We start from the raw sequence: 19,749 nt of genomic DNA, 5'->3' as shown, positions 1-19,749 counted from the left end.
TCGATTAACTTTTTGGTTAGTTTAGGGGCTGTATTTATTATATTTTTATCAGGGTGGATGATGATCTTACCATCTTTATCTGCAACAAAAGCATAGCTATAATCAGTCTTGCTGATACTCATGATCTCTTTGCTTAGCTCTTCGATACTAACATTTGTAGCTGCAACGCCGGCATCTTTTATAGGAGCAACGAAGCTTATTACCATTTGTTTTAAAGAAGAAGATATATACGGATCAGTAAAGGTAATGCCATTTTTTTCTTTAGCTAGTTTATACCAGTCTCTAGCCCTTGGATCATAGCCATCTTTTGGGGTTTCGTTTTTGCCATTTGAGCGGTACATCGCACCGTCATTATAGCCAGCATAAACAAGTCCAACTTCTTTATTTGACATCGATTTGCCTTGAGCTAAGATGGCGTCGATACCGTTGCGGTTTTCATCTAGCTTAGACAGGATAGAAGACATACTATCCACGATATGAAGATTATTGTTAAAAAATATATCCATTGCATTTTTAACATCTTTTAGAATTTGGCGCTGAGCTTGTGTGACTAGCTCGGTTGTCTTGTTCTGAGCGGTGTAGTAACTAGCAGCTGACATAGCCACAAACGAAATACATAGAGCAACTATTAACATTAGCGCTATTTTATTGGTGATTGACTTCACACGAATTCCTTTACATATGATTTTATGTTGTCTATATCGGCTAGTTTAAAAAGAGTTACATAGCTTTTGAGATATTTTTAGCGGAAAAAATGTAATTTTTTGTCTAAATTTAAGGTCTATTTTTTATCAAATTTAAAAGATTTTCTCTGATATTTTCACTAGTTAAATTTGAAATTTCGCTGTAGAAATTCCCCTCTTTATCTAGCAGATAGATAGCAGAGCTGTGAGCGACAGAGTAGCCCATAGCAGAGTTTTTAAGATGCATTTTTTGGTATTTTACGCCGTAGTTTTTAGCAACTTTTGGCAGATCATTCATCTTTAGCCCGTCTGCATCTTTGTAGAAATTTTTTGCCATTAGGGTTAAATTTTCAGGCGTGTCACGCTCAGGATCAAGAGTGATGAAAAGTAGCTCAAAGTCGTCTCTTTTTAGTTTATTTAGCTCATCGCCCACAAGAGAGAGCGTAGTAGGGCAGACATCGGGGCAGTAAAGATAACCAAAATATATCGCTTTATACTTGCCGTTATAGTTTTTAAGGCTCACTTCGCCATGCTCTGAAAGTGCCTTAAAATCATACTTGTTAGGCTTTATAAAAAGCATCGCAAGACCAGCACATATTAAGATTATTATCAAGCCCCAAAGTGTCTTTTTCATCATTTGCCCTTACATTTTTAGATCAAGATCGACAAAAAATCCAGTATCTTTTTCGCCATCAAGCAGCTTAAATCTATACCTCATAAGATCGACCACGCAAGCACTTAGCACGACTTGGGCTATTAGATTATCGCCTCTTTGATCAAGTCTGGCTTTTATCAAGCCCATGTTCATATTTATGCCATCGATTACAAGGTTTGGATCTTTTAGCCCTAAATTTTTGCCATTAATGATCTTAAAGCTAAACGGCCTCATCGCAAAGATCGGTCTTGGCGAGATGTCTATCTTTAGCTTAACGCCATTAAATTTCACCTCGCAAGCATCTTTGTTTAGATCGCATTTTAGAGGATCAAGCGATGTATTTACATCGGCAAATTCAGGCGGATCCTCTTTGCTGACCATAAATTTATGACCTATCCAAAAAGCGCCTGCTACGATAAAGACGAGTGAAAAAATGATTAGAATTTTTTTCATTATTTAAAGTTTTTAGTTACTCCGATATTATCAAGCTTGATGCTCTCGCCGTTGCTAAATTTTAGCTCCAGATCAACCTTGTCGCCATCTTTTATAGGTCTATTTAGATCCATAAGCATGATATGAAGACCGCCAGGCGCTAGCTTTGTCTCGCCATTTTTTGGGATAACGGCGTCTTCAACCTGGACCATAGCCATCATGCCATTTTCCATCTTGTGAGTGTGAATTTCAGTGCTTTTGCAAACACTTGAATGAACGCCAACTAGCTTTACATCGGCATTTGAAGCATTTTTGATATTCATAAAAATAGCGCTGTTGTTTGTGCCAGGCTTTGTGTCTCTTGCTCTGACATTTTCTAGACTGATGTCAGCTGCCATTAGTGTAGATGCCGCAAGCAATGCACCAAAAACAAGTTTTTTCATATTTTTCCTTTATGGTAAATTAATAATGGTTTTCAGATTATACATATAAAGAAACTAAAATTCCCTTTAAAATTTAAAAATTGAAATTTTTTAGGTTATAATTACGCACTAAATTTTACTTTTTGGGACACTTCACTTGAAAAAGATACTATTTTTCTTCATCGCGTTAGCGCCTTGTCTTTTTGCCCAAAATTACGAAGAAATTTACTTAAAAAATGGCCCATCTGCCGTCATAGAAGCCATTGAAAAGAACATTTTAAGTAAGGACTACTGGCTAAACAAGCTCAAAGACAAGGACGTTAGATACGGATATTACGACAACGAGATACTTCTAAGCGTGGTTGATAAGACAGACAAAGAGCTTGAAGTCATCTCTTATAAAGACGGAGTTACAAAAAAACTCTTTAGCTCAAGCGTCATCGTTGGCAAAAATGGCGACAAGCTACTTGAGGGCGACCTAAAAACGCCAGTTGGTGTCTATCAGCTCACGCGTAGATTTACACCAAATGACAGATATCTTGGACCTCTTGCTTTTTCTCTTTCATATCCAAATTTACTTGATAAACTCGCAAAACGTAATGGCAGCGGCATCTGGATACATGGCTATCCGCTCGATGGTCAAAGGACAGATGAGCTAAAGACAAAAGGCTGCGTGGCTATGCAAAATGACATCTTGATGAAATTTGACGAAGTGATAGACCACAAAAAAACGCTCGCTTTTATCTACGAGGACAAGCGCCCAGAAGCAAGCGCGAACGACATAGCGGTGATCATCTCTGGAATTCTTAACTGGAAGAAGACTTGGAGCGAGAGTGACATCGATAGCTATTTGAAATTTTATGATAAAGATTTTGAGCGATATGACGGCATGAGTTTAGAAAATTTTAAAAATATGAAACGAGCGATCTTTTCTAAAAAAGAGAAAAAACATATCGCTTTTTCAAATTTTCTCATCACGCCTTATCCAAACCTTAAAAACGACAAGCTCTTTCGTGTGAGTTTTTATGAGGATTACGCTGCTGATACGCATAAATTTGCAGGTCAAAAGACCCTTTATGTCAAGCTTTATGGCGATGAGATGAAAATTTTTATAGAGGAGTAGAAGTGGAAAAATCTCAAGAAGTAAAAGAGAAGATAGAGAAAATTTTAGAGGCGAGGTCTGCATTTTTTGCTGAGCTAGACCGCCAAGTGCCAAAGAAAAATGGCACTGACGTCTTTGACTTTAGCAAGGTCAAAGAGGCTGATCTAAAAGAAATTTACGCTAAATTTTATGCATTTGACTACAACGTAAGAAAGCTCTTGCCTGACGTTTATAAAGCTTATGATGTGAATTTCAATGTCTGAGATACGCTTAAACAAAGCAGCCTATATCCACAATCTAACTAAAATTTGTGATAAGGCTGGCGGAAAAGAAAAAGTGATCATCGTGCTAAAAGATAACGCTTATGGGCATGGCGCAAGGCTCATAGCTAGCGAGGCTAAGAAATTTGGCATAAAAAACTGCGCCGTAAAGAGCGAATTTGAAGCAAATGAGATCGCTGATATCTTTGAAAATATCTTGATCCTCTCGCACATCCCAACAGGCGATGAAAGCGCTAAATTTACCTACGCCATAAACGACATAGACGCACTTTTAAAGATAAAAGAAAATACAAAAATCAACCTCGCCATCGACACTGGCATGCATAGAAATGGGCTTGATATAAGCGAGCTTGATTATGCATTTGAAATTTTAGCTAGAAGAAATTTAGAGCTTCTTGGCGCTTATACTCACTTTCGCGCAAGCGATGAGCTAAATGCTGATTATTTCGTGCAAAGAGAAAACTTTAACGCCGCAAAAGCGAAAATTTTAGCTCTTTGCGATGAGTTTGGTATAAAAAAACCGATCTTTCACTCTCACAACTCAGCCGCCCTTGAAAGAACTAGCGCGGTTGAAGATGAGATGGTGCGCGTGGGCATCGCTCAGTATGGATATGCTCAGTTTAATGGCTCTTTAAATTTAAAGCCAGTGCTTTCACTTTGGGCAAAGCGCGTTAGCAGGCGGGTTTTAAAAAGTGGTCAAAGCGTGGGATATGGGGCTAAATTTATAGCAAAAGATGATATAAACGTCGCTACTTATGATCTTGGATATGGCGACGGACTGCTAAGATACAATGGGCTAGGCGAGCTAAGACTTGCAAATGGCGAGATGGTGCTTGGTAAAATTTCGATGGATAGTTTTAGCTGCAAAGATAGTGGCGAGTGGGTCTGTGTCTTTGAGGACGCAAATGTTTGGGCTAACTTTTTTGGCACGATAAACTACGACATCTTAGTCAAACTCTCGCCAAATATCACTAGAAAATTTATATAAAGGTAATATGTGAAAAAGATCGTTTTATTAGCTCTTGCAAGCCTTGCTTTTGGTGTGCAAGAGAGTGAGTTTAAAGTCTATGAGCAGATACTAAATCAGCTTGATACAAAGCAGATCCCAGCCTTTGTCGTCCAAACTGCTAAGCCAAATTTGCCAAGCAGGGTCGATGAGATGATCACACTAAAAGATGTGAGCAGCGACGGGCTAAACATACATGGCGAGTTTGTCTTAAATGAGACTAAGACAAAGAAGCTAAAAGGCTACAACAAGTCTCAAATTTTGGCTTTAAAAGATGAATTTTATCAAAACGGAAAAGAGGCGCTTTGCAACTCAGGCATGGCAAGAGCTGCGCTAAATCGCGGCATCACACTAAGTGGCAGCTACGGCTTTGAGGGCAGGCATCTTTTTGATTTGAAGCTGGATAAAAGTAGTTGCGAGTAGCCATTTTTGCTCTGGTTTTTTGCTCGCTAGCTCTGGCTCTGACGCCAGATGTGGCAGCGAAAAATCACGCAACATACTACAAAAAAAAGCTCCCATTTATCTGCACACCGACGCTAACTCTTAATGATATCTTAAACGTGGGCGACACGCTCATCTACAGATACGCCGTTAAACACGCAAGAAAACAAGAGATCAAAAGGCTTGAAGAGAAAGAGCTTTTGGAATTTATCGAGGCTATAAAAAAAGAGAATTTAAGAACCGCCTGCAAGGATAAAGAAATCTTAAATATGCTAAGCATCGGCGTTAGCTTGGATGAAATTTTCTACTCAGAAAACGGCGAACTAATCTTTGAATACACCATAGAAGATCGTGACTGTAAGATATTGCAGTGATATATAATTTCAAATATTTCTAATAATGTATAATTATAATAGCAAGCGTTAAAAATCTTATAATCTGCGCTCATATCAAATTTTCAAACACATTTTAAACCAAATTTCACTCTTATAAACGCCGTCTAAATTTTAAGTGTTATAATTACGGCAAAATAACGATTTTAAGGAGAGTGTATGTCTTCACGCATTATCACTGGCGTTTTGATGTTTGTTGCTATTTTGGTAGTTTTTTTTATAGATAATTATATTTTAAATTTTATTTTGCTTGGCGCTGTGCTTTACTTTGCCTTTAATGAGTCGCTCAAGCTTTATGGCATCGATCACAAACAGCTAGTTTATGCAGCGCTCGCATTTTACGTGCTTACATATTTTACAAATCCGATCTTCATAGCGATCCTTGCGATTATGCTGGTAGCATCTATCCTTGCGCACATAAAAAGCGAAAATTTAAAGCTAGTCGCCCCTTTTGTCTATCCGACAACTCCTATTTTTATGATGTGGATGCTTTATTCAGAGTATGGCATGGGCTATCTTGCGTGGCTTATCTTAAGCGTCGTTGCAAGCGATAGTGGCGCATTTTTCGTTGGCAAAGCCTTTGGCAAGCATCCGTTTAGCCCAAGCTCACCAAACAAAACAATTGAAGGTGCAGCAGGCGGTGTGGTAGTAGGCACCATAGTTGGCTGCGTAGTTGGAAATTTCGTAACAGATGGATTTTTTCAAATTCTATTTTCAAGCTTTTTAGTCTGCGTCTTTGCGGTCTGGGGAGATCTCTTTGAGAGCTATCTAAAGAGACTTTGTGGCGTAAAAGACAGCGGCACGCTTTTCCCAGGTCACGGCGGCATGCTTGATAGGATAGATGGCTATTTATTTGGCGTTGTTGCGCTACTTTGGTCGCTATCGTGGTAATACTTGGCTCAACTGGCTCGATCGGTAAAAATGCTCTAGCGCTTTGCGAGAAATTTGATATTAGCGTCGAGGCATTAAGCTGCGCTAAAAATGTAGCTTTACTAAATGAGCAAATTTTAAAATTTAAGCCAAAATTTGTCTGTGTAGGCGATGAAAAGCTAGCTAAAAATGTAAAAAACATTGAAGCTAAAAACATCTTTTTTGGTGAGGCTGGACTGCTAGAAATGCTTGAAATTTCAAGCTCAAAAAAGGTAATAAACGCCCTTGTGGGCTTTGCTGGACTTGCTCCTAGTCTAAAGACGCAAGCACTTGGCAAAAAACTTGCCCTTGCAAACAAAGAGAGCCTTGTAGTTGGTGGTAAGTTTTTAAAAACAAGAGAAATTTTGCCCATTGATAGCGAGCATTTTGGGCTTAAATTTCTACTAGAAAACAAAACTACCCCAAGCAAGCTCATCATCACAGCAAGCGGTGGGGCATTTTATAAAAAGCCGATCAAATTTCTAAAAGATGCCACGCCAAGCGACGCACTTAAACACCCAAACTGGGATATGGGCGCAAAGATAACGATTGATAGCGCAACGATGACAAACAAGCTTTTTGAGGTGATGGAGGCCTATTGGCTTTACGGCATCAAAGATATCGAGGCCGTGATAGAGCCAACCTCAGCCATCCACGCCGTAGTCGAGTTTATCGACGGCTCAAGCACGATGCATCTCTCACGCACAGATATGAAGCTAGCCATTTCGCATGCTATCTTTGAAAAAGTTGAGCAAAATATCGTCTCACACGCAAATTTACTCGATCTAAAAAATATCAAATTTCAGAGGATCAGCCTTAAAAAATATCCAGTCTTTTCGCTAAAAGATGAAGTCTTAGCTAGTCCTGATCTAGGTGTCGTAATTAATGCTGCAAACGAGGTTGGAGTATTTAGCTTTTTAGAGAAAAAGTGCTCATTTTTGGATATCTCAAGGCTCATTTTGGGCTTGGCTAAGAAATTTAAGGATATAAAAATTTCAAGCGTAGATGAAATTTATGAAGTTGATAAAGAGGTTAGAGAATACGCAAAAAGGATGCTAAATGCAAAGGTATGAGGGGTATAAATTTGATCTTAGGCAAAGCTTGATCGGTATGCAGTTTTTATTTGTCGCCTTTGGCGCGCTCGTGCTCGTGCCTATCCTTACGGGGCTTGATGCAAACGTAGCGCTCTTTACGGCTGGCCTTGGCACGCTGCTTTTTCAGCTAATAACTAGAAAAAACGTCCCACCTATCTTTCTAGCAAGCTCGTTTGCCTTCATCGCTCCGCTTCAGTACGGCATCGAAAAATGGGGCATACCAGTGACGATGGGCGGCGTTATATTTGCTGGATTTTTCTACGTCGCACTAAGTCTTGTGGTTCGCTTTGGTGGAGAGAAAATTTTGCATAAAATTTTGCCTCCAGTTGTCGTTGGACCAGTCATCATGACTATAGGTCTGATACTAGCTCCTAATGCCGTTAAGATGGCTACTTCAGCTACTGAGGCTTACACCCAAAACGTAGCGATGATAGTTGCAGCCACCTCGCTTATCGCTACTATCGTTGTCATGATGCTAGGACGCGGGATGTTTAGGCTTATACCGATCCTACTTGGCATCATCGCTGGCTACATCGTGGCTTACTGCTTTGGCATGATTGATTTTAGCGCCATCGCAAACGCCCCTTGGTTTAGAGTTCCAAGCTTTAGCGCACCAAAATTTGAACTCGAAGCGATCATCTATATGATACCTATCGCCATCGCCCCAGCGATCGAGCACATCGGCGATATGCTCGCCATCTCAAACGTCACAAAAGAGGATTTTTTGAAAAATCCAGGGCTTAAAAACACCCTTTTAGGCGACGGCCTAGCCACCTCGCTAGCTGCTGCCTTTGGTGGTCCGCCAAACACCACCTACTCAGAGGTCACAGGCGCAGTTAGCCTTACAAAAGCGTATAATCCAGCGATCATGACCTTTGCAGCGATCACTGCTATCGTGCTAGCCTTCGTTGGCAAGCTTGGCGCGGTGCTCTCGACCATCCCAGCTCCAGTCATCGGCGGTATCATGCTGCTACTTTTTGGCATCATCGCAAGCGTTGGCATGGAGACACTTATAAAAAACAGAGTCGATCTTGCCGATCCTAGAAATATGATAATCGTAGCCCTCATCTTCATCTTCGCCATCGGCGGCATGGTGCTTGACCTTGGAGCGGTTAAATTTTCAGGTATCGGACTTGGCGCGGTTACTGGTATAGTTTTAAATTTGCTTTTACCAAAAACAAAGCATTACGAAGGATATTAATGCGTAAATTTAGACTTTTTTTAGCAGCTCTTGCGGCTGCAAGCCTTGCAAATGCAAGCGCACTGGACTATGCACTTATCAAAAAAGGTGAGTCAAGTAGCAATACTATGCTCTTAATCGGCGGCATACAAGGCGACGAGCCAGGCGGCTTTTTGGCGGCTTCTATCGTGGCGACTGACTATAACATCACAAAAGGTTCGCTTTGGGTCGTGCCAAATTTAAATTTCCCAAGTATCATCGAGCGAAGTCGCGGCACAAAGGGCGATATGAATAGAAAATTCGCCCATGTCGAAAAGGACGATCCAGACTACAACTCAGTGATGAAGATAAAAGACGTCATCACCGACAAAAACGTCACTCTCATCTTAAATTTGCACGATGGTAGCGGATATTACAGAGATAAATTTATAAGCAAGGACGAAAATCCAGACAAATGGGGCAACACTTGCATCATCGACCAAAGCACACTGCCAGGCTCAAAGTATCCAGAGCTTGAAACTATCGCTTCAAGCGTAAAAGACGTGCTAAATAAGCACCTCATAGACCCAAAACATCAGTATCACGTCAAAAACACGCACACGGCGATGGGCGATAAAGAGATGCTAAAAAGCCTCACCTACTACGCTATCACGCAAAACAAGTCCGCCTTTGCAAACGAAGCTAGCAAAAATTTAAACGCCGAGCAAAGGACATATTATCACCTTATAGCGATCGAAGAGTATATGAAAAAGGCTGGCATTAGCTTTACTAGGCCCTTTGAGCTTGATGTCAAAAGCGTGAAAAAGGCGATCGAAAAGGAGATCAGGCTTGAGCTATTTGACAGCTACGCTCTTAGCCTTAAAAATTTAAAGCCAGTGATAAGCTTCGTGCCATTTAAAAAGAGCGAGCTAAGCTACCACTCGCCAAATCCGCTAATCGCCGTCATAAAGGACAAAGAGACTTACAAAGTGCAGTATGGCAACCGCTCTGTTACTAGACTAAAACCGCAATACTTCGAGTTTGCAAAGCCGCTTGATAAAATTTCTCTCTTGAGCGATGGCAACGAGCAGGTGCTAAAAAGTGGCGATAAATTTAGCGTTAAAAAAAGTTTTAAAGTAAAAACTCTCAAAAATGTGCGCGTAAATGTCATAGGATACGGCACAAAAAGCGTTGATGAGAGCGAGCAAGAGATAGATAAAAACAGCCTAAACAAAAGCTATAGCATAGATAAAGATGGCAAAATTTACCGAGTTGAGTTTTACAAAAGCGAAAATGGCAAAGAGAAATTTGCTGGCATGATACTAGCGGAGTTTAGATGATACTTGGCATAGAAAGTAGCTGTGATGACAGCTCTGTCGCGCTCATAGATGAAGGCACGCTAGAGCAAATTTATTATAAAAAGATCTCACAAGAAGAGGAGCACGCTATCTTTGGTGGTGTGGTCCCAGAGCTTGCAGCGAGACTTCACACAAAGGCGCTGCCAGCACTTTTAAATGATATCTTACCAAATTTAAAAGATATAAACGCTATCGCCGTGACAAACGAGCCAGGTCTAAGCGTGAGCCTGATAGGCGGCGTCAGCATGGCAAAATCGCTAAGCATCGCCCTAAATATCCCGCTAATCGCCGTAAATCACCTAGTTGGTCACATCTACTCGCTATTTTTAGACCGCGAAGCCACCTTCCCACTTGGAGTTTTGCTAGTTAGTGGCGGACATACGATGATTCTTGAGATTGGTGAAAATGGCGAGATTTTAGAGCTTGCAAGCACAAGTGATGATAGCTTTGGTGAGAGCTTTGACAAGGTGGCAAAGATGCTTGATCTTGGCTATCCAGGAGGTGCTGTGGTGCAGCAAAATGCACTTTTGTGTGAGGATAAAGATAGGTTTAAATTTACCGTCCCACTTCTTCACGATAAACGTCTTGAATACAGCTTTTCAGGGCTTAAAAACCAAGTCAGAGTTGAAATTTCAAAGCTTGAAACTATCACACGAAAAGATATCGCAGATATTTGTTGCGCCTTTGAAAACACAGCCTGCGAGCACGTTTTAAATAAGCTTGAAAAGGTTTTTAAGCTAAGAAATTTCAAGCGTTTTGGCGTGGTTGGTGGAGCAAGTGCAAATTTAAATTTACGTAAAAGGCTTGAAGTGCTTTGTCAAAAAAACGAGTGCGAGCTTTTGCTAGCTCCACTTGCGTTTTGCTCTGATAATGCGCTGATGATAGCAAGGGCTGGTCGTGAAAAATATCTAAAAAGAGAATTTATAAGCCACAGCGAACTAGCGATACATCCAAGGGTTAGCTTTAAGAAATTTGAAATTTAAAATTTCATTAGAAAAAACATAAAGTTTTTGTGCTTAAATTTTTTGATAACTTCATAAGTAAAAATTTAATAAAATCCTAAAATATCAACAAAAAGAGTCTTTATGGATGAGTTTTTAAAACAGGCTTGGCGTGCAAATAAAATTTATACAAATGCTGCTGCTAGCGTGCCATTTTACCCAGATCTGCTAGCTCTTCTTTTAGTATGCGACGAGAAAAATTTAGATCAGTTTATGGCGCTTGATGAGTTTAGAGCGGTGCTAAAAAAGCTTAAAATCGAGCTAGATATATTTAGCATACAAAGTGCGCAGCTTGCGACTCTGAAAGCACTAAATGAGGCTAAAATTTCAAGTGATGAGATAGTAAAATACCTAGAAAAATTACGTGATGAAAAGATCATAGATGATGAGAAATTTGCCTTTTTAGAAAAGATCATAAGCAAAAACAAAGGCGCTAATGAGGCTAAAATTTCTCATACCAAGCCAAAAGATCACTTCCATAAAAACCTAGACTTTTTAAATGAGATAAACGAAAAAGCAAGCTTACTTGATAGCGATAAAACATTTTTAGAGGCGCTTGTGGCTGCCAAAAAAAGATCAAACGAAACGCTTTTTAAAATAGCTGCAAGTGGCGTCATAAACTCTGGCAAATCAACCCTTCTAAACGCCCTTTTAAACAAATCCGTCCTTGGCGCTTCAAACGTGCCAGAAACGATAAATTTAACCATTTTAAAATACTCTAAAGATAGCTTTGCAAGGGTAAATTTTTACAGCATTGATGAGCTTTTAGCACTTGGTGTACCAAGTGAAAATTTACCAAGCAAAAGCGTAGATATCGGCATAGACGAGATAAAAAACTACACCTCTTCAAGCTCAAAAACAGCAAATCTCGTAAAAAGCGTCGAGCTTTATGACGATTTGGAGCTTTTAAAAGACAATGTCTGCATCATAGACACGCCAGGTATCGATGATGCGGTGGTTTTAAGGGAGCAGATCACTACAAATTTTATGAGGGAGTGCGACCTTTTAGCCCACCTCATGAATGCCTCGCAAAGTGCCACGCAAAAGGACGCTCTATTTTTAAAAAAATGCCTTGAAAACTCGCACATCGTAAGGCTTGCTGTGGTGTTAACTCACGCTGATGAGTTAAGTGCTAAAGAGCTAAACGAGACGCTAAACTACACTAAAAAAGCGATCGGTGAGCAGATAAATGGCGTGGAGATTGATTATTTTGCACTTAGTGCAAAAAGCTTTTTAGAAGGTGCTGCAAATAGCGGTGTAGAGGAGTTTAAGGACTATCTTTACGAGGTGCTCTTTGGCAAAAACTCTAAAAAATCAGTACTTATCTTAAGCTCGTATCAAAAGGAGCTAAAAAATATCCTAAATAGCAAGCTTGAAGCTACTAAGGCTGAAATTTTGTCGCTCAAAGCTTATGAAGTGGAGCTTAAAAAGCTTCAAAATGAGCAGGCAAACGTCAAAAACGCACTTAGTGAAAATTTCTCTAAACTTGAAAGCCTAACCAAAAACGAGCTTGCAAAGCTTGAAAGCAGCAACACCAAAAACATCTATAAAATGGGGCTTGAGACGCTTTTGCAAAACTTAAACGATAAGGTAAAAAGCGAGATAGCCTACTGCAAAAGTAAAAAGCAAAGCTTAAATTTTGAGCGCCTAGAGCAAATAGCAAAAACAACGCTTCGTGACGGTGTGATGGCACTTATGAGAGAGGCTAGAAACGAGACTTTGGTGCAAACAAGATCGTGCGAGCAAAACATCGCTTTAAATTTTGATGATTATGTGATGAGCAAAGATGAGGTTTTTAACATCAATGACTTTTTAGAGCAAATGGGCGTAAAGCTTGAATTTAAGGAGCTTTTAGCTACATTTAGAGCGAAAATTTCAAGTGACGCAAGTGAAGCACTTTTAGGCTTAAAAGAGGGCTTGCTAAAAGATAAAAATATCTCTCAATTTTGTGAAATTTTAACTGACCACGAAAAAAATCGCCTTTTAAACCTCATAAAAACCTACCAAACCGCACAAAAAGCCACGCTTGATAAGAGGCTAAAAGAGTTAGATCGTGAGCTAGAAAAGCTTAACTCGCAAAATCAAAACTCACTTTTAAAACTAAAAGAGCAAAACGCCTTGCAAGATGAAATTTGCTCGCTTTTAGGGGAGCTAGAAAATGTTTAATGAGTTCATAAATGCCTATAAGGCGAGATATTTTAAGGTTTTTACAAACGACTTTAAGGGCGAGCTAGCAAGGCTGGTAAATGAGTTAAACGATCCAAGCCTGCACGCAAGCGATGAGATAAAAGAGAGCCTAAATTTACTAATCGACACTCTAAATGAGCCGCCTCTAATCGCCGTCATCGGGCAGTTTTCAAGTGGCAAATCAACATTTTTAAACGCTCTGCTTGGGCAAAACATCTTGCCATCAGGTCTAACGCCTGTCACGGCAAAGGCTGTGCGGCTAAAATTTGCAAAGATGCCGCTTCTTAGCGTGAAATTTACAAATGGCAGCGAGAGCTTGCTAGCTAGCAGCGAGCTTGCAGAGCTAAACGCCATGAGCGAGCAGATAAAAAGCATGACACTTTATGCGCCAAGTGAAATTTTAAAAGAGGTAAATTTCATCGACACGCCAGGTCTAAACTCGCTACGAGATGCCGATACAAAAGAGACCAAAAACACGCTCAAAAAAGTCTGTGGCGCGATCTGGCTAAGCCTCGCAAATAACGCTGCAAAGGCTAGCGAGCTTGAAAGTGTAGAAGAAATTTTAAGGACAAACGATCTAAAGGCGCTTTGCTTCATCAACCAAAAGGATAAGCTAAGCGAGGATGAGCTTGAAAGTTTGCTAAAACACGCTAGGCAAACTTACGGCGAGCTTTTTGAAGATATCATCGCCATCTCGTCAAAGCAAGCACTCCATGGCATCACAAATAAAAACAAGAGCGAGCTAGAAAGCTCAAATTTCGCTAAAGCGCTAAGCGCGGTAAAAGAGGCGTTTTTAAACGCGAACTTTAAAGAAAATTTCATAAAAGCAAGGGCAAAAAAGATAGTAAATTTTTTAATTAGCGAGCAAGAAAATCGCCTAAAAGTTTATAGCGCAGCTGATGAAATTTTGGATAAATTTAATGCCACACTTGAAGAAAAACTAGAGGCTATAAAAGAGGAGTTTAAACCTAAAATCGCTCTGCGATACAGCGATATGAGCGAAGCTATCAAGCTTGCAAGCGATGAAGTTTTTAAGCTGCTTAAGCCATTTTCTAGGACAAAATTTAACCCAGCAAAGACGCTTTTAAACAAAGAAATTTATAAGCGAGAAAATTTTGAGATGATAAGCCTTGACACGGACGAGGTCTTTTCAAAGCTCATCTACGAAGACGCCATTTTTTCTAAATTTTTTAAACGCTACAAAAGAGATCTAAAAGAACTTGAAAATGAGATCATATCGGCTTTTGATGAGCTTTATAAAAGCTTAGAAGATGAGCTTTTCGTTTATAAATCTCGCTACGAGAGCTTTAATCCATTTGATGAGTTTGCCTCAAACTACGAGACAAAATCGATAAATACCTACGCTGGCAGGACCTATGAGAACTTCTTAAGAGAGTATGAAAATGCCAAATTTAAGGCGACGCAAAAGATATCGTTCTTTTTTGAAAAGCTTGACGTAAAGGTTGCGTCAAACTACGAAAATGCGCTTAAGCTAGCGGTTTATTTTCTAAAGCAAAAGATCGAAAACTCGCTAAATTCGCACCTGCAAATGGGCACTCCACTCTACATCCCAAGCGCAAAAGAGGTTTATGAGCGCATGCTAAATGCCTTTAGTTTGTATGAATTTGATGATCTTATGTGCTCAAATAGCTCATTTTTAAATAAAACTTTGCTTGATATAAAGACCGAATTTAATGAAATTTACGCCCAAAAAATAGCGATGCTTGAGCGCCTAAAAGCAAAGCCAAAAGAGCAAATTTTAAAGCTAGAAAAACTGCAAGAGAGTTCGGTGATATTAAAGTGAAATTTGAACTCAAACTGCGCGTGCAAGTGTCTTGCAAATTTTAAATTCGCTAGCATTTTTAAAAATTATTTTCATCAAAAAAGTCGGTGTCGATCTTGCAAATTTCATATATCTGGCCTATTTGAACGCCTACTTTATACTTTATCATTAGCTCAGCCAGTCTGTCTCCATCTATCAAGACTACGCTAAAGTTTTGACTATATTTGGCAAACGTTTGTGCCTCTTTTGTAAATTTTGCCGTTGTAATAAAAACGCCTTTTTTGGTATTTTTATTTGAGATAGCGCCGATGAACTGCTGGATCTCTTGCCTGCCTATGTTGCTACCATCTTTATATCTCTTTGCTTGGATGTAAATTTTAGAAAGTCCTAGCTCATCTTCGTCTATTATGCCATCTATCCCGCCATCTGGACCTTTGTTTGTAAGGCTCCCAGTTCCATAGTCCATTTTTTCTAAAAGCTCTGTTACTAGATGCTCGAAAAATCTCGGCTCTTTTTCCAAAATGCTAGATAAAATTTCACTTTTTAGCTCTTCTTTTATCTTTTCATATGCCTCTTTTAGGCTGTCGTCTGGTGTATTTTCTACTGCTTCTTTCTTTTCTTGTTTGATCTCTTGTTTATAAATTTCATCATACCAAGATATAAATTTCTCTTTTGCGTTCTTGCTGCTTATCAGCTCTTTACCAAAATTTGTTATAGAAAACAGACTTTTACCAACTTTCTCAAGAGGCTTCATCTTTGGTTTTGCTTTTACCTGTGCGGTGGTTGCCAGATACGTTAGAGCCCAGTCGGCACGGTTTATATAAGTAGGTGTCCCTCTTTTTATCCTTTGCAAAAGATCTTCATCGTTTAGCTTAAACTGGTTTATTATAAATTTGTAAATTTCACTTCTGTTTGTATTGTTATTTTGTGCTACAAATTCTAAAATGGGTAGCATCATCTCTTTATAACTTGGTATCATTTTATGTCCTAAAAAATGAAGTTGTTTGATGTCAAATTATATAAATTTTTTACCAAAAAAATTCTTGTTTTTACATTTTTAGGGATATAATCACCGCATGAAATATATAAGCCTAACAGAGTTTTTCTCTGATAATATCAACTTATTTATAAACGTGATCGCTTCATTGTTTGCGCTATTTTTTTGCTTTAGTGTTGGCTTTGGTCTTTTATTTTTTATTACCTTGCCGCTTGGCTATATAATGGGCTTAGTCTTGTCGTTTCCGCTTTTAATATTTGTATTTTTCTTATTTGCAGCTCTAGATATTTGTATCTGTATCTTGGCGTCAGTTTGTAGAATTTTTAAATAAATTTGGGGCTTTTTACAGCCCCTTTGCTACTTTATAGCAGCCATTTTTCTACGCATATAAGCTATGCGGCTTTGAAGTGGTAGGTGTTTTGGGCAGTTGTCTTCGCAGCCAAGCAAAGTCATACAACCAAATACGCCATCATCATCGCCGATTAGCTCGTAAAAGTCCTCGTCAGTTCTCTTATCAAGTGCGTCTATCTTAAATCTAGCAACCCTGTTTAGACCAACAGCGCCGATGAAATCAGGTCTCATGATAGCTGTTCCGCAAGATGCGACACAAATTCCGCACTCTATACAGCGATCAAGCTCGAAAACTTCTTGGGCGACTTCTGGCTCAACTTTCTCTTCAAGCTTAGAGATATCTGTCTCATGATCTGTGTGTATCCAGCTCTCGACACGCTTACTCATAGCGTTCATCCAGTTGCCAGTATCTACGCTTAGATCTTTTAGTAGTTTAAAGACTGGCAAAGGCATAAGCTCAATTACACCGCTTTCAAAGTCTTTTGTTAGGGTTCTGCAAGCTAGGCTTGGCTTGCCATTTACTAGCATGCCACAACTTCCGCAAATTCCCGCACGACAAACAAAGTCAAAGCTAAGATCTGGATCAAATTTCTCACGAATTTGATTTAACGCGATAAATAGCGTCATACCATCGGTCTCTTCAAGCTCATAAGTCGCAAAATGAGGCTTTGAAACTTTGCTTAAAGGATTGTATTTAAAAGCTTTTATGGTTATTTTTCTACTCATTTCCTATACCTGCTCTTTCATTTGGTGCTTTATATTTTGGTTGAAGGTCATAGTGCATCAAAGCCTCTTGAATTTCTTGTCTGCTCTTGCCTTCTGCTTGCATTTTCTCGCGAATTTCATCGACCTCTTTTTGGCGGATAGCGCTGTTTGGATGCTCGATGATATTTCCTTTTGCACCATAACCTCTAAATGCTGGCGGCATCTCCATCTTCATGATATCAAGTGGCTCATAAGTGATAGTTGGCATAGTGTCGCCTTCTTTCCAGCTTGTAAGCGTTCTGTTTAGCCAGTTAAGGTCATCTCTCTTTGGATAGTCTTCACGGCAGTGAGCACCACGGCTCTCTGTTCTATCAAGCGCACCTTTTGCGATACAAAGTGCTAGTTTTAGCATCTTTGGCACGCGGTAAGCTTCTTCAAGCTCTGGGTTGCCAAATAGTGCTTTGTTGCTTACTTTTACATCAAGTGACTCTTTGTAGAGTGCTTCAAGCTCTTTAACAGCAAGCTCTAGACCTTTGCCTGTTCTAAATATCGCAACGTGCTCCCACATTACCTCTTTCATCTTATTTTTGATATCAAAGACGTTAAATTTGCCCTCTTTTGTGACGAGGCTATTTAGATAGTCTTCTTGTTTTTTAACAAATTTCTCGATATCAGCTGTGTTTATCTCGATCTCGTGGCTAGCGCAATAATCTGCAAAATAATCACCAACGATCATACCAGCGACGACTGTCTCAGAAACTGAGTTACCACCAAGGCGGTTAAAGCCGTGCATATCCCAGCAAGCAGCCTCACCAGCGCTAAATAGACCAGCTAGTGTTGGGCTCTCGCCAGTTGGTTTTGTCTTGATGCCGCCCATTGAGTAGTGCTGCATAGGTAGGATCGGCGCCCAGCCTTTGCCACGCTGATGTCCTGTCTCATCGGTATATACTTCAGTGTCAGCAGGATCGATGCCGTTAAAAATTTCGCAAATTTCTTGAACGTCACGTAAATTTTTCTCGATGTGCTCGCGTCCGAGGATAGAGATATCAAGCCAAACGTGATATCCGTATGGGCTAGGTACGCCTTTGCCTGCACGGATGTGCTCCATGATACGGCGGCTAACGACGTCACGGCTAGCTAGCTCTTTTTTCTCTGGTTCATAATCAGGCATAAAGCGGTATCCATCAACGTCACGTAAAATTCCGCCATCACCGCGGCAACCTTCTGTTAAAAGAATGCCAGATGGGACGATCGGAGTTGGGTGAAACTGAACAGCTTCCATGTTGCCAAGCTGAGCTACGCCAGTCTCAAGTGCGATCGCAGCGCCGATACCCTCGCAAACAACAGCGTTTGTAGTGTGTTTATAAACTCTACCGTATCCGCCAGTTGCTATAAGTGTGCCTTTTGAAACATAAGCTGTGATCTCGCCATTTACTAGGTCACGAACGATCGCGCCGTAACAGCGATTATTTTGGTGTATCAAAGCGATCGCCTCTTTGCGGTCGTGAATTTCTACATTGTGTTTAAGCGCTTCGTTTGCAACAGCAAAAAGCATGGTGTGACCAGTTGCGTCAGCTGTGTAGCAAGTTCTCCACTTTTTTGTACCACCGAAGTCACGTGAGTGGATAAGGCCATGAACCTCTTCTTTTTCAACGATAGTTGTCTTTTGAGCGTTGATAATAGCGCTTCTTTCGCCTTTTGTGATCCTAGTCCAAGGCACGCCCCAAGCTGCAAGCTCTCTAATAGCTTTTGGAGCGGTTTGACAAAACATACGTGCAACTTGTTGATCGCAACCCCAGTCGCTACCTTTTACCGTGTCAGCAAAATGGACATCTTCGTTATCACCTTCACTCATTTTAGAGTTACCAAGACTTGCTTGCATGCCACCTTGTGCAGCAGCAGAGTGAGAGCGTTTTACAGGGATGAGGCTCAAAACTACGGTGCTTAAACCCTTTTCTCCAGCAGCCACAGCAGCTCTAAGACCAGCTAGACCGCCACCAATTACCAATGCGTCATAATATTTTACATTCATCTTCTAGCTCCTTTTTAATGGCTGATCCACACGAAATCGGCGATTAGCGCGATCACAGCAAGTATGCCATAAATGACAAATACAACTGTCTTTGCCTTATTTCTTTTAGCAAACATTTCGTGTTTATTTACGCCATCAATGCTTACCCATTTGACATATAAGCGGTACATGCCAACGCTAGCGTGAACGACCATGAAAACAAGTAGTGCGAAGTAGAAAATTTCTAGTTTGTGAAAAGCAGCAGCTGATTTGTCAGCAGTGATGTGTCCGCCAAAGATAATATCTATAAGGTGGGCGCTTGCTGCAAAAAATAGAGCAAAGCCTGTTAAAAACTGGAACCACCAAAGTGTGGTATCAAGGTGCTTCATGCGGTCTTTGTGGCCTCTAAACATTAAGTATTGTCTGTAATTTGCAGGAAATTTTCTCATTGCCAAGAAGGCGTGAGTTACAAAAACTACAAAGATAACAGCAGCTATAACATTTGTGATCCACCAAGTAGCCTCGCCAAATAAAAATTTAGCCTCTGCAAATCCTACGACAGCGTTAAATGCGTCTTTGCCAAGTAGTATAGTAGAAGTAAAAACCATATGGCACAATATGAAACAGGCTAGAATAAATCCTGTAATACTTTGCCATCTATCCCAAGCGGCTGGAGTGCGGCTTTTTTTGCCGTCCGACCGTTTCCCCAAAAAACCTTCTATAAGCCCGGTCATGAGCCCTCCTAAGAAATTTGAAATAAGTTATCATTTCTTAATACTA

At 40.1% G+C, this 19,749-nt stretch carries 20 protein-coding genes; 12 read left to right on the top strand and 8 right to left on the bottom strand.

What is annotated here, in order from left to right; all coding sequences use genetic code 11:
• The 4 genes from CYP05_RS09310 to CYP05_RS09295 all read right to left on the bottom strand — a co-directional run.
• On the bottom strand, positions 1–665 hold a 665-nt coding region (locus CYP05_RS09310), incomplete at its 3' end, for a cache domain-containing protein (protein WP_181001202.1).
• 109 nt (positions 666–774) lie between these two features.
• On the bottom strand, positions 775–1,317 hold the full coding sequence (locus CYP05_RS09305) for an SCO family protein (protein ID WP_103642721.1): 543 nt from the start codon (positions 1,315–1,317) through the stop codon (positions 775–777).
• A 9-nt stretch (positions 1,318–1,326) separates the two neighbouring features.
• Positions 1,327–1,791 carry a hypothetical protein gene (locus CYP05_RS09300; protein ID WP_103642720.1) on the bottom strand — a complete coding sequence of 155 codons (465 nt, stop codon included), beginning with the start codon at positions 1,789–1,791 and terminating at the stop codon, positions 1,327–1,329.
• Positions 1,791–2,213, bottom strand: coding sequence for a copper chaperone PCu(A)C (locus CYP05_RS09295; protein WP_021088383.1), 423 nt, complete (start codon positions 2,211–2,213; stop codon positions 1,791–1,793). Before CYP05_RS09295 ends, CYP05_RS09300 begins: the two co-directional genes overlap by 1 nt.
• 136 nt (positions 2,214–2,349) lie before the next feature.
• Between CYP05_RS09295 and CYP05_RS09290 the strand changes: the two genes are divergently transcribed.
• The 12 genes from CYP05_RS09290 to CYP05_RS09235 all read left to right on the top strand — a co-directional run bounded on the left by CYP05_RS09290 (position 2,350) and on the right by CYP05_RS09235 (position 14,926).
• The gene (locus tag CYP05_RS09290; protein WP_087581996.1) at positions 2,350–3,315 is read left to right on the top strand and encodes a L,D-transpeptidase family protein; all 966 of its coding nucleotides are present in this window, start codon (positions 2,350–2,352) and stop codon (positions 3,313–3,315) included.
• 2 nt (positions 3,316–3,317) lie between these two features.
• Positions 3,318–3,557: a CmeU family protein gene (gene cmeU, locus CYP05_RS09285; protein WP_009294264.1), complete on the top strand. Its 240-nt coding sequence runs from the start codon at positions 3,318–3,320 to the stop codon at positions 3,555–3,557.
• Complete coding sequence (locus tag CYP05_RS09280) at positions 3,550–4,563, top strand: alanine racemase (protein ID WP_103642719.1); 1,014 nt, start codon at positions 3,550–3,552, stop codon at positions 4,561–4,563. Before cmeU ends, CYP05_RS09280 begins: the two co-directional genes overlap by 8 nt.
• Before the next feature lie 9 nt (positions 4,564–4,572).
• Positions 4,573–5,004: a peptide deformylase gene (locus tag CYP05_RS09275; protein ID WP_103642718.1), complete on the top strand. Its 432-nt coding sequence runs from the start codon at positions 4,573–4,575 to the stop codon at positions 5,002–5,004.
• A complete protein-coding gene (locus tag CYP05_RS09270) occupies positions 4,995–5,396 on the top strand; it encodes a flagellar protein FlaH (RefSeq protein ID WP_103642717.1) in 402 nt (133 codons plus the stop codon). Before CYP05_RS09275 ends, CYP05_RS09270 begins: the two co-directional genes overlap by 10 nt.
• Positions 5,397–5,573: 177 nt before the next feature.
• A complete protein-coding gene (locus tag CYP05_RS09265; RefSeq protein WP_103595821.1) occupies positions 5,574–6,305 on the top strand; it encodes a phosphatidate cytidylyltransferase in 732 nt (243 codons plus the stop codon).
• Complete coding sequence (gene dxr / locus CYP05_RS09260; RefSeq protein WP_103642716.1) at positions 6,287–7,396, top strand: 1-deoxy-D-xylulose-5-phosphate reductoisomerase; 1,110 nt, start codon at positions 6,287–6,289, stop codon at positions 7,394–7,396. Before CYP05_RS09265 ends, dxr begins: the two co-directional genes overlap by 19 nt.
• Positions 7,383–8,618 (top strand): uracil-xanthine permease family protein, encoded by a 1,236-nt coding sequence (locus tag CYP05_RS09255; RefSeq protein WP_103642715.1) that lies wholly within the window; start codon positions 7,383–7,385, stop codon positions 8,616–8,618. Before dxr ends, CYP05_RS09255 begins: the two co-directional genes overlap by 14 nt.
• Complete coding sequence (locus CYP05_RS09250; protein ID WP_103642714.1) at positions 8,618–9,916, top strand: M99 family carboxypeptidase catalytic domain-containing protein; 1,299 nt, start codon at positions 8,618–8,620, stop codon at positions 9,914–9,916. Before CYP05_RS09255 ends, CYP05_RS09250 begins: the two co-directional genes overlap by 1 nt.
• Entirely contained in the window at positions 9,913–10,917 is a 1,005-nt protein-coding gene (tsaD, locus tag CYP05_RS09245) for a tRNA (adenosine(37)-N6)-threonylcarbamoyltransferase complex transferase subunit TsaD (protein WP_103642713.1), read from the top strand. The genes CYP05_RS09250 and tsaD overlap by 4 nt, the downstream gene beginning before the upstream one ends.
• Before the next feature lie 102 nt (positions 10,918–11,019).
• Positions 11,020–13,101 (top strand): dynamin family protein, encoded by a 2,082-nt coding sequence (locus tag CYP05_RS09240; protein ID WP_103642712.1) that lies wholly within the window; start codon positions 11,020–11,022, stop codon positions 13,099–13,101.
• The gene (locus CYP05_RS09235; protein WP_103642711.1) at positions 13,094–14,926 is read left to right on the top strand and encodes a dynamin family protein; all 1,833 of its coding nucleotides are present in this window, start codon (positions 13,094–13,096) and stop codon (positions 14,924–14,926) included. Before CYP05_RS09240 ends, CYP05_RS09235 begins: the two co-directional genes overlap by 8 nt.
• A 58-nt stretch (positions 14,927–14,984) precedes the next feature.
• Here the strand turns inward: CYP05_RS09235 and CYP05_RS09230 are convergent, their stop codons facing one another.
• The 4 genes from CYP05_RS09230 to CYP05_RS09210 form a co-directional block, all read right to left on the bottom strand.
• Complete coding sequence (locus CYP05_RS09230) at positions 14,985–15,884, bottom strand: restriction endonuclease (protein WP_103610212.1); 900 nt, start codon at positions 15,882–15,884, stop codon at positions 14,985–14,987.
• Between the two features lie 375 nt (positions 15,885–16,259).
• The gene (locus CYP05_RS09220) at positions 16,260–16,979 is read right to left on the bottom strand and encodes a fumarate reductase iron-sulfur subunit (protein ID WP_004317555.1); all 720 of its coding nucleotides are present in this window, start codon (positions 16,977–16,979) and stop codon (positions 16,260–16,262) included.
• Complete coding sequence (locus CYP05_RS09215; RefSeq protein WP_004317497.1) at positions 16,972–18,990, bottom strand: fumarate reductase flavoprotein subunit; 2,019 nt, start codon at positions 18,988–18,990, stop codon at positions 16,972–16,974. Before CYP05_RS09215 ends, CYP05_RS09220 begins: the two co-directional genes overlap by 8 nt.
• Before the next feature lie 14 nt (positions 18,991–19,004).
• Complete coding sequence (locus CYP05_RS09210; protein ID WP_035160410.1) at positions 19,005–19,703, bottom strand: fumarate reductase cytochrome b subunit; 699 nt, start codon at positions 19,701–19,703, stop codon at positions 19,005–19,007.
• Positions 19,704–19,749 lie beyond the last annotated feature (46 nt).

The organism is Campylobacter concisus, from assembly GCF_002913545.1.
In the GTDB taxonomy this organism is placed as follows: Bacteria; Campylobacterota; Campylobacteria; order Campylobacterales; family Campylobacteraceae; genus Campylobacter_A; species Campylobacter_A concisus_AV.
Note: the sequence above shows the minus strand (reverse complement) of the source record. Positions and strands in the feature narration are given on the sequence as shown.

Coding starts and splice junctions, on each gene's coding strand:
- CYP05_RS09305 (WP_103642721.1), bottom strand. CDS start 1,317: ATGAAAAAGACACTTTGGGGCTTGATAATAATCTTAATATGTGCTGGT.
- CYP05_RS09300 (WP_103642720.1), bottom strand. CDS start 1,791: ATGAAAAAAATTCTAATCATTTTTTCACTCGTCTTTATCGTAGCAGGC.
- CYP05_RS09280 (WP_103642719.1), top strand. CDS start 3,550: ATGTCTGAGATACGCTTAAACAAAGCAGCCTATATCCACAATCTAACT.
- tsaD (WP_103642713.1), top strand. CDS start 9,913: ATGATACTTGGCATAGAAAGTAGCTGTGATGACAGCTCTGTCGCGCTC.
- CYP05_RS09240 (WP_103642712.1), top strand. CDS start 11,020: ATGGATGAGTTTTTAAAACAGGCTTGGCGTGCAAATAAAATTTATACA.
- CYP05_RS09210 (WP_035160410.1), bottom strand. CDS start 19,703: ATGACCGGGCTTATAGAAGGTTTTTTGGGGAAACGGTCGGACGGCAAA.
- CYP05_RS09265 (WP_103595821.1), top strand. CDS start 5,574: ATGTCTTCACGCATTATCACTGGCGTTTTGATGTTTGTTGCTATTTTG.
- CYP05_RS09215 (WP_004317497.1), bottom strand. CDS start 18,990: ATGAATGTAAAATATTATGACGCATTGGTAATTGGTGGCGGTCTAGCT.
- CYP05_RS09295 (WP_021088383.1), bottom strand. CDS start 2,213: ATGAAAAAACTTGTTTTTGGTGCATTGCTTGCGGCATCTACACTAATG.
- CYP05_RS09255 (WP_103642715.1), top strand. CDS start 7,383: ATGCAAAGGTATGAGGGGTATAAATTTGATCTTAGGCAAAGCTTGATC.
- CYP05_RS09220 (WP_004317555.1), bottom strand. CDS start 16,979: ATGAGTAGAAAAATAACCATAAAAGCTTTTAAATACAATCCTTTAAGC.
- CYP05_RS09230 (WP_103610212.1), bottom strand. CDS start 15,884: ATGATACCAAGTTATAAAGAGATGATGCTACCCATTTTAGAATTTGTA.
- CYP05_RS09235 (WP_103642711.1), top strand. CDS start 13,094: ATGTTTAATGAGTTCATAAATGCCTATAAGGCGAGATATTTTAAGGTT.
- CYP05_RS09250 (WP_103642714.1), top strand. CDS start 8,618: ATGCGTAAATTTAGACTTTTTTTAGCAGCTCTTGCGGCTGCAAGCCTT.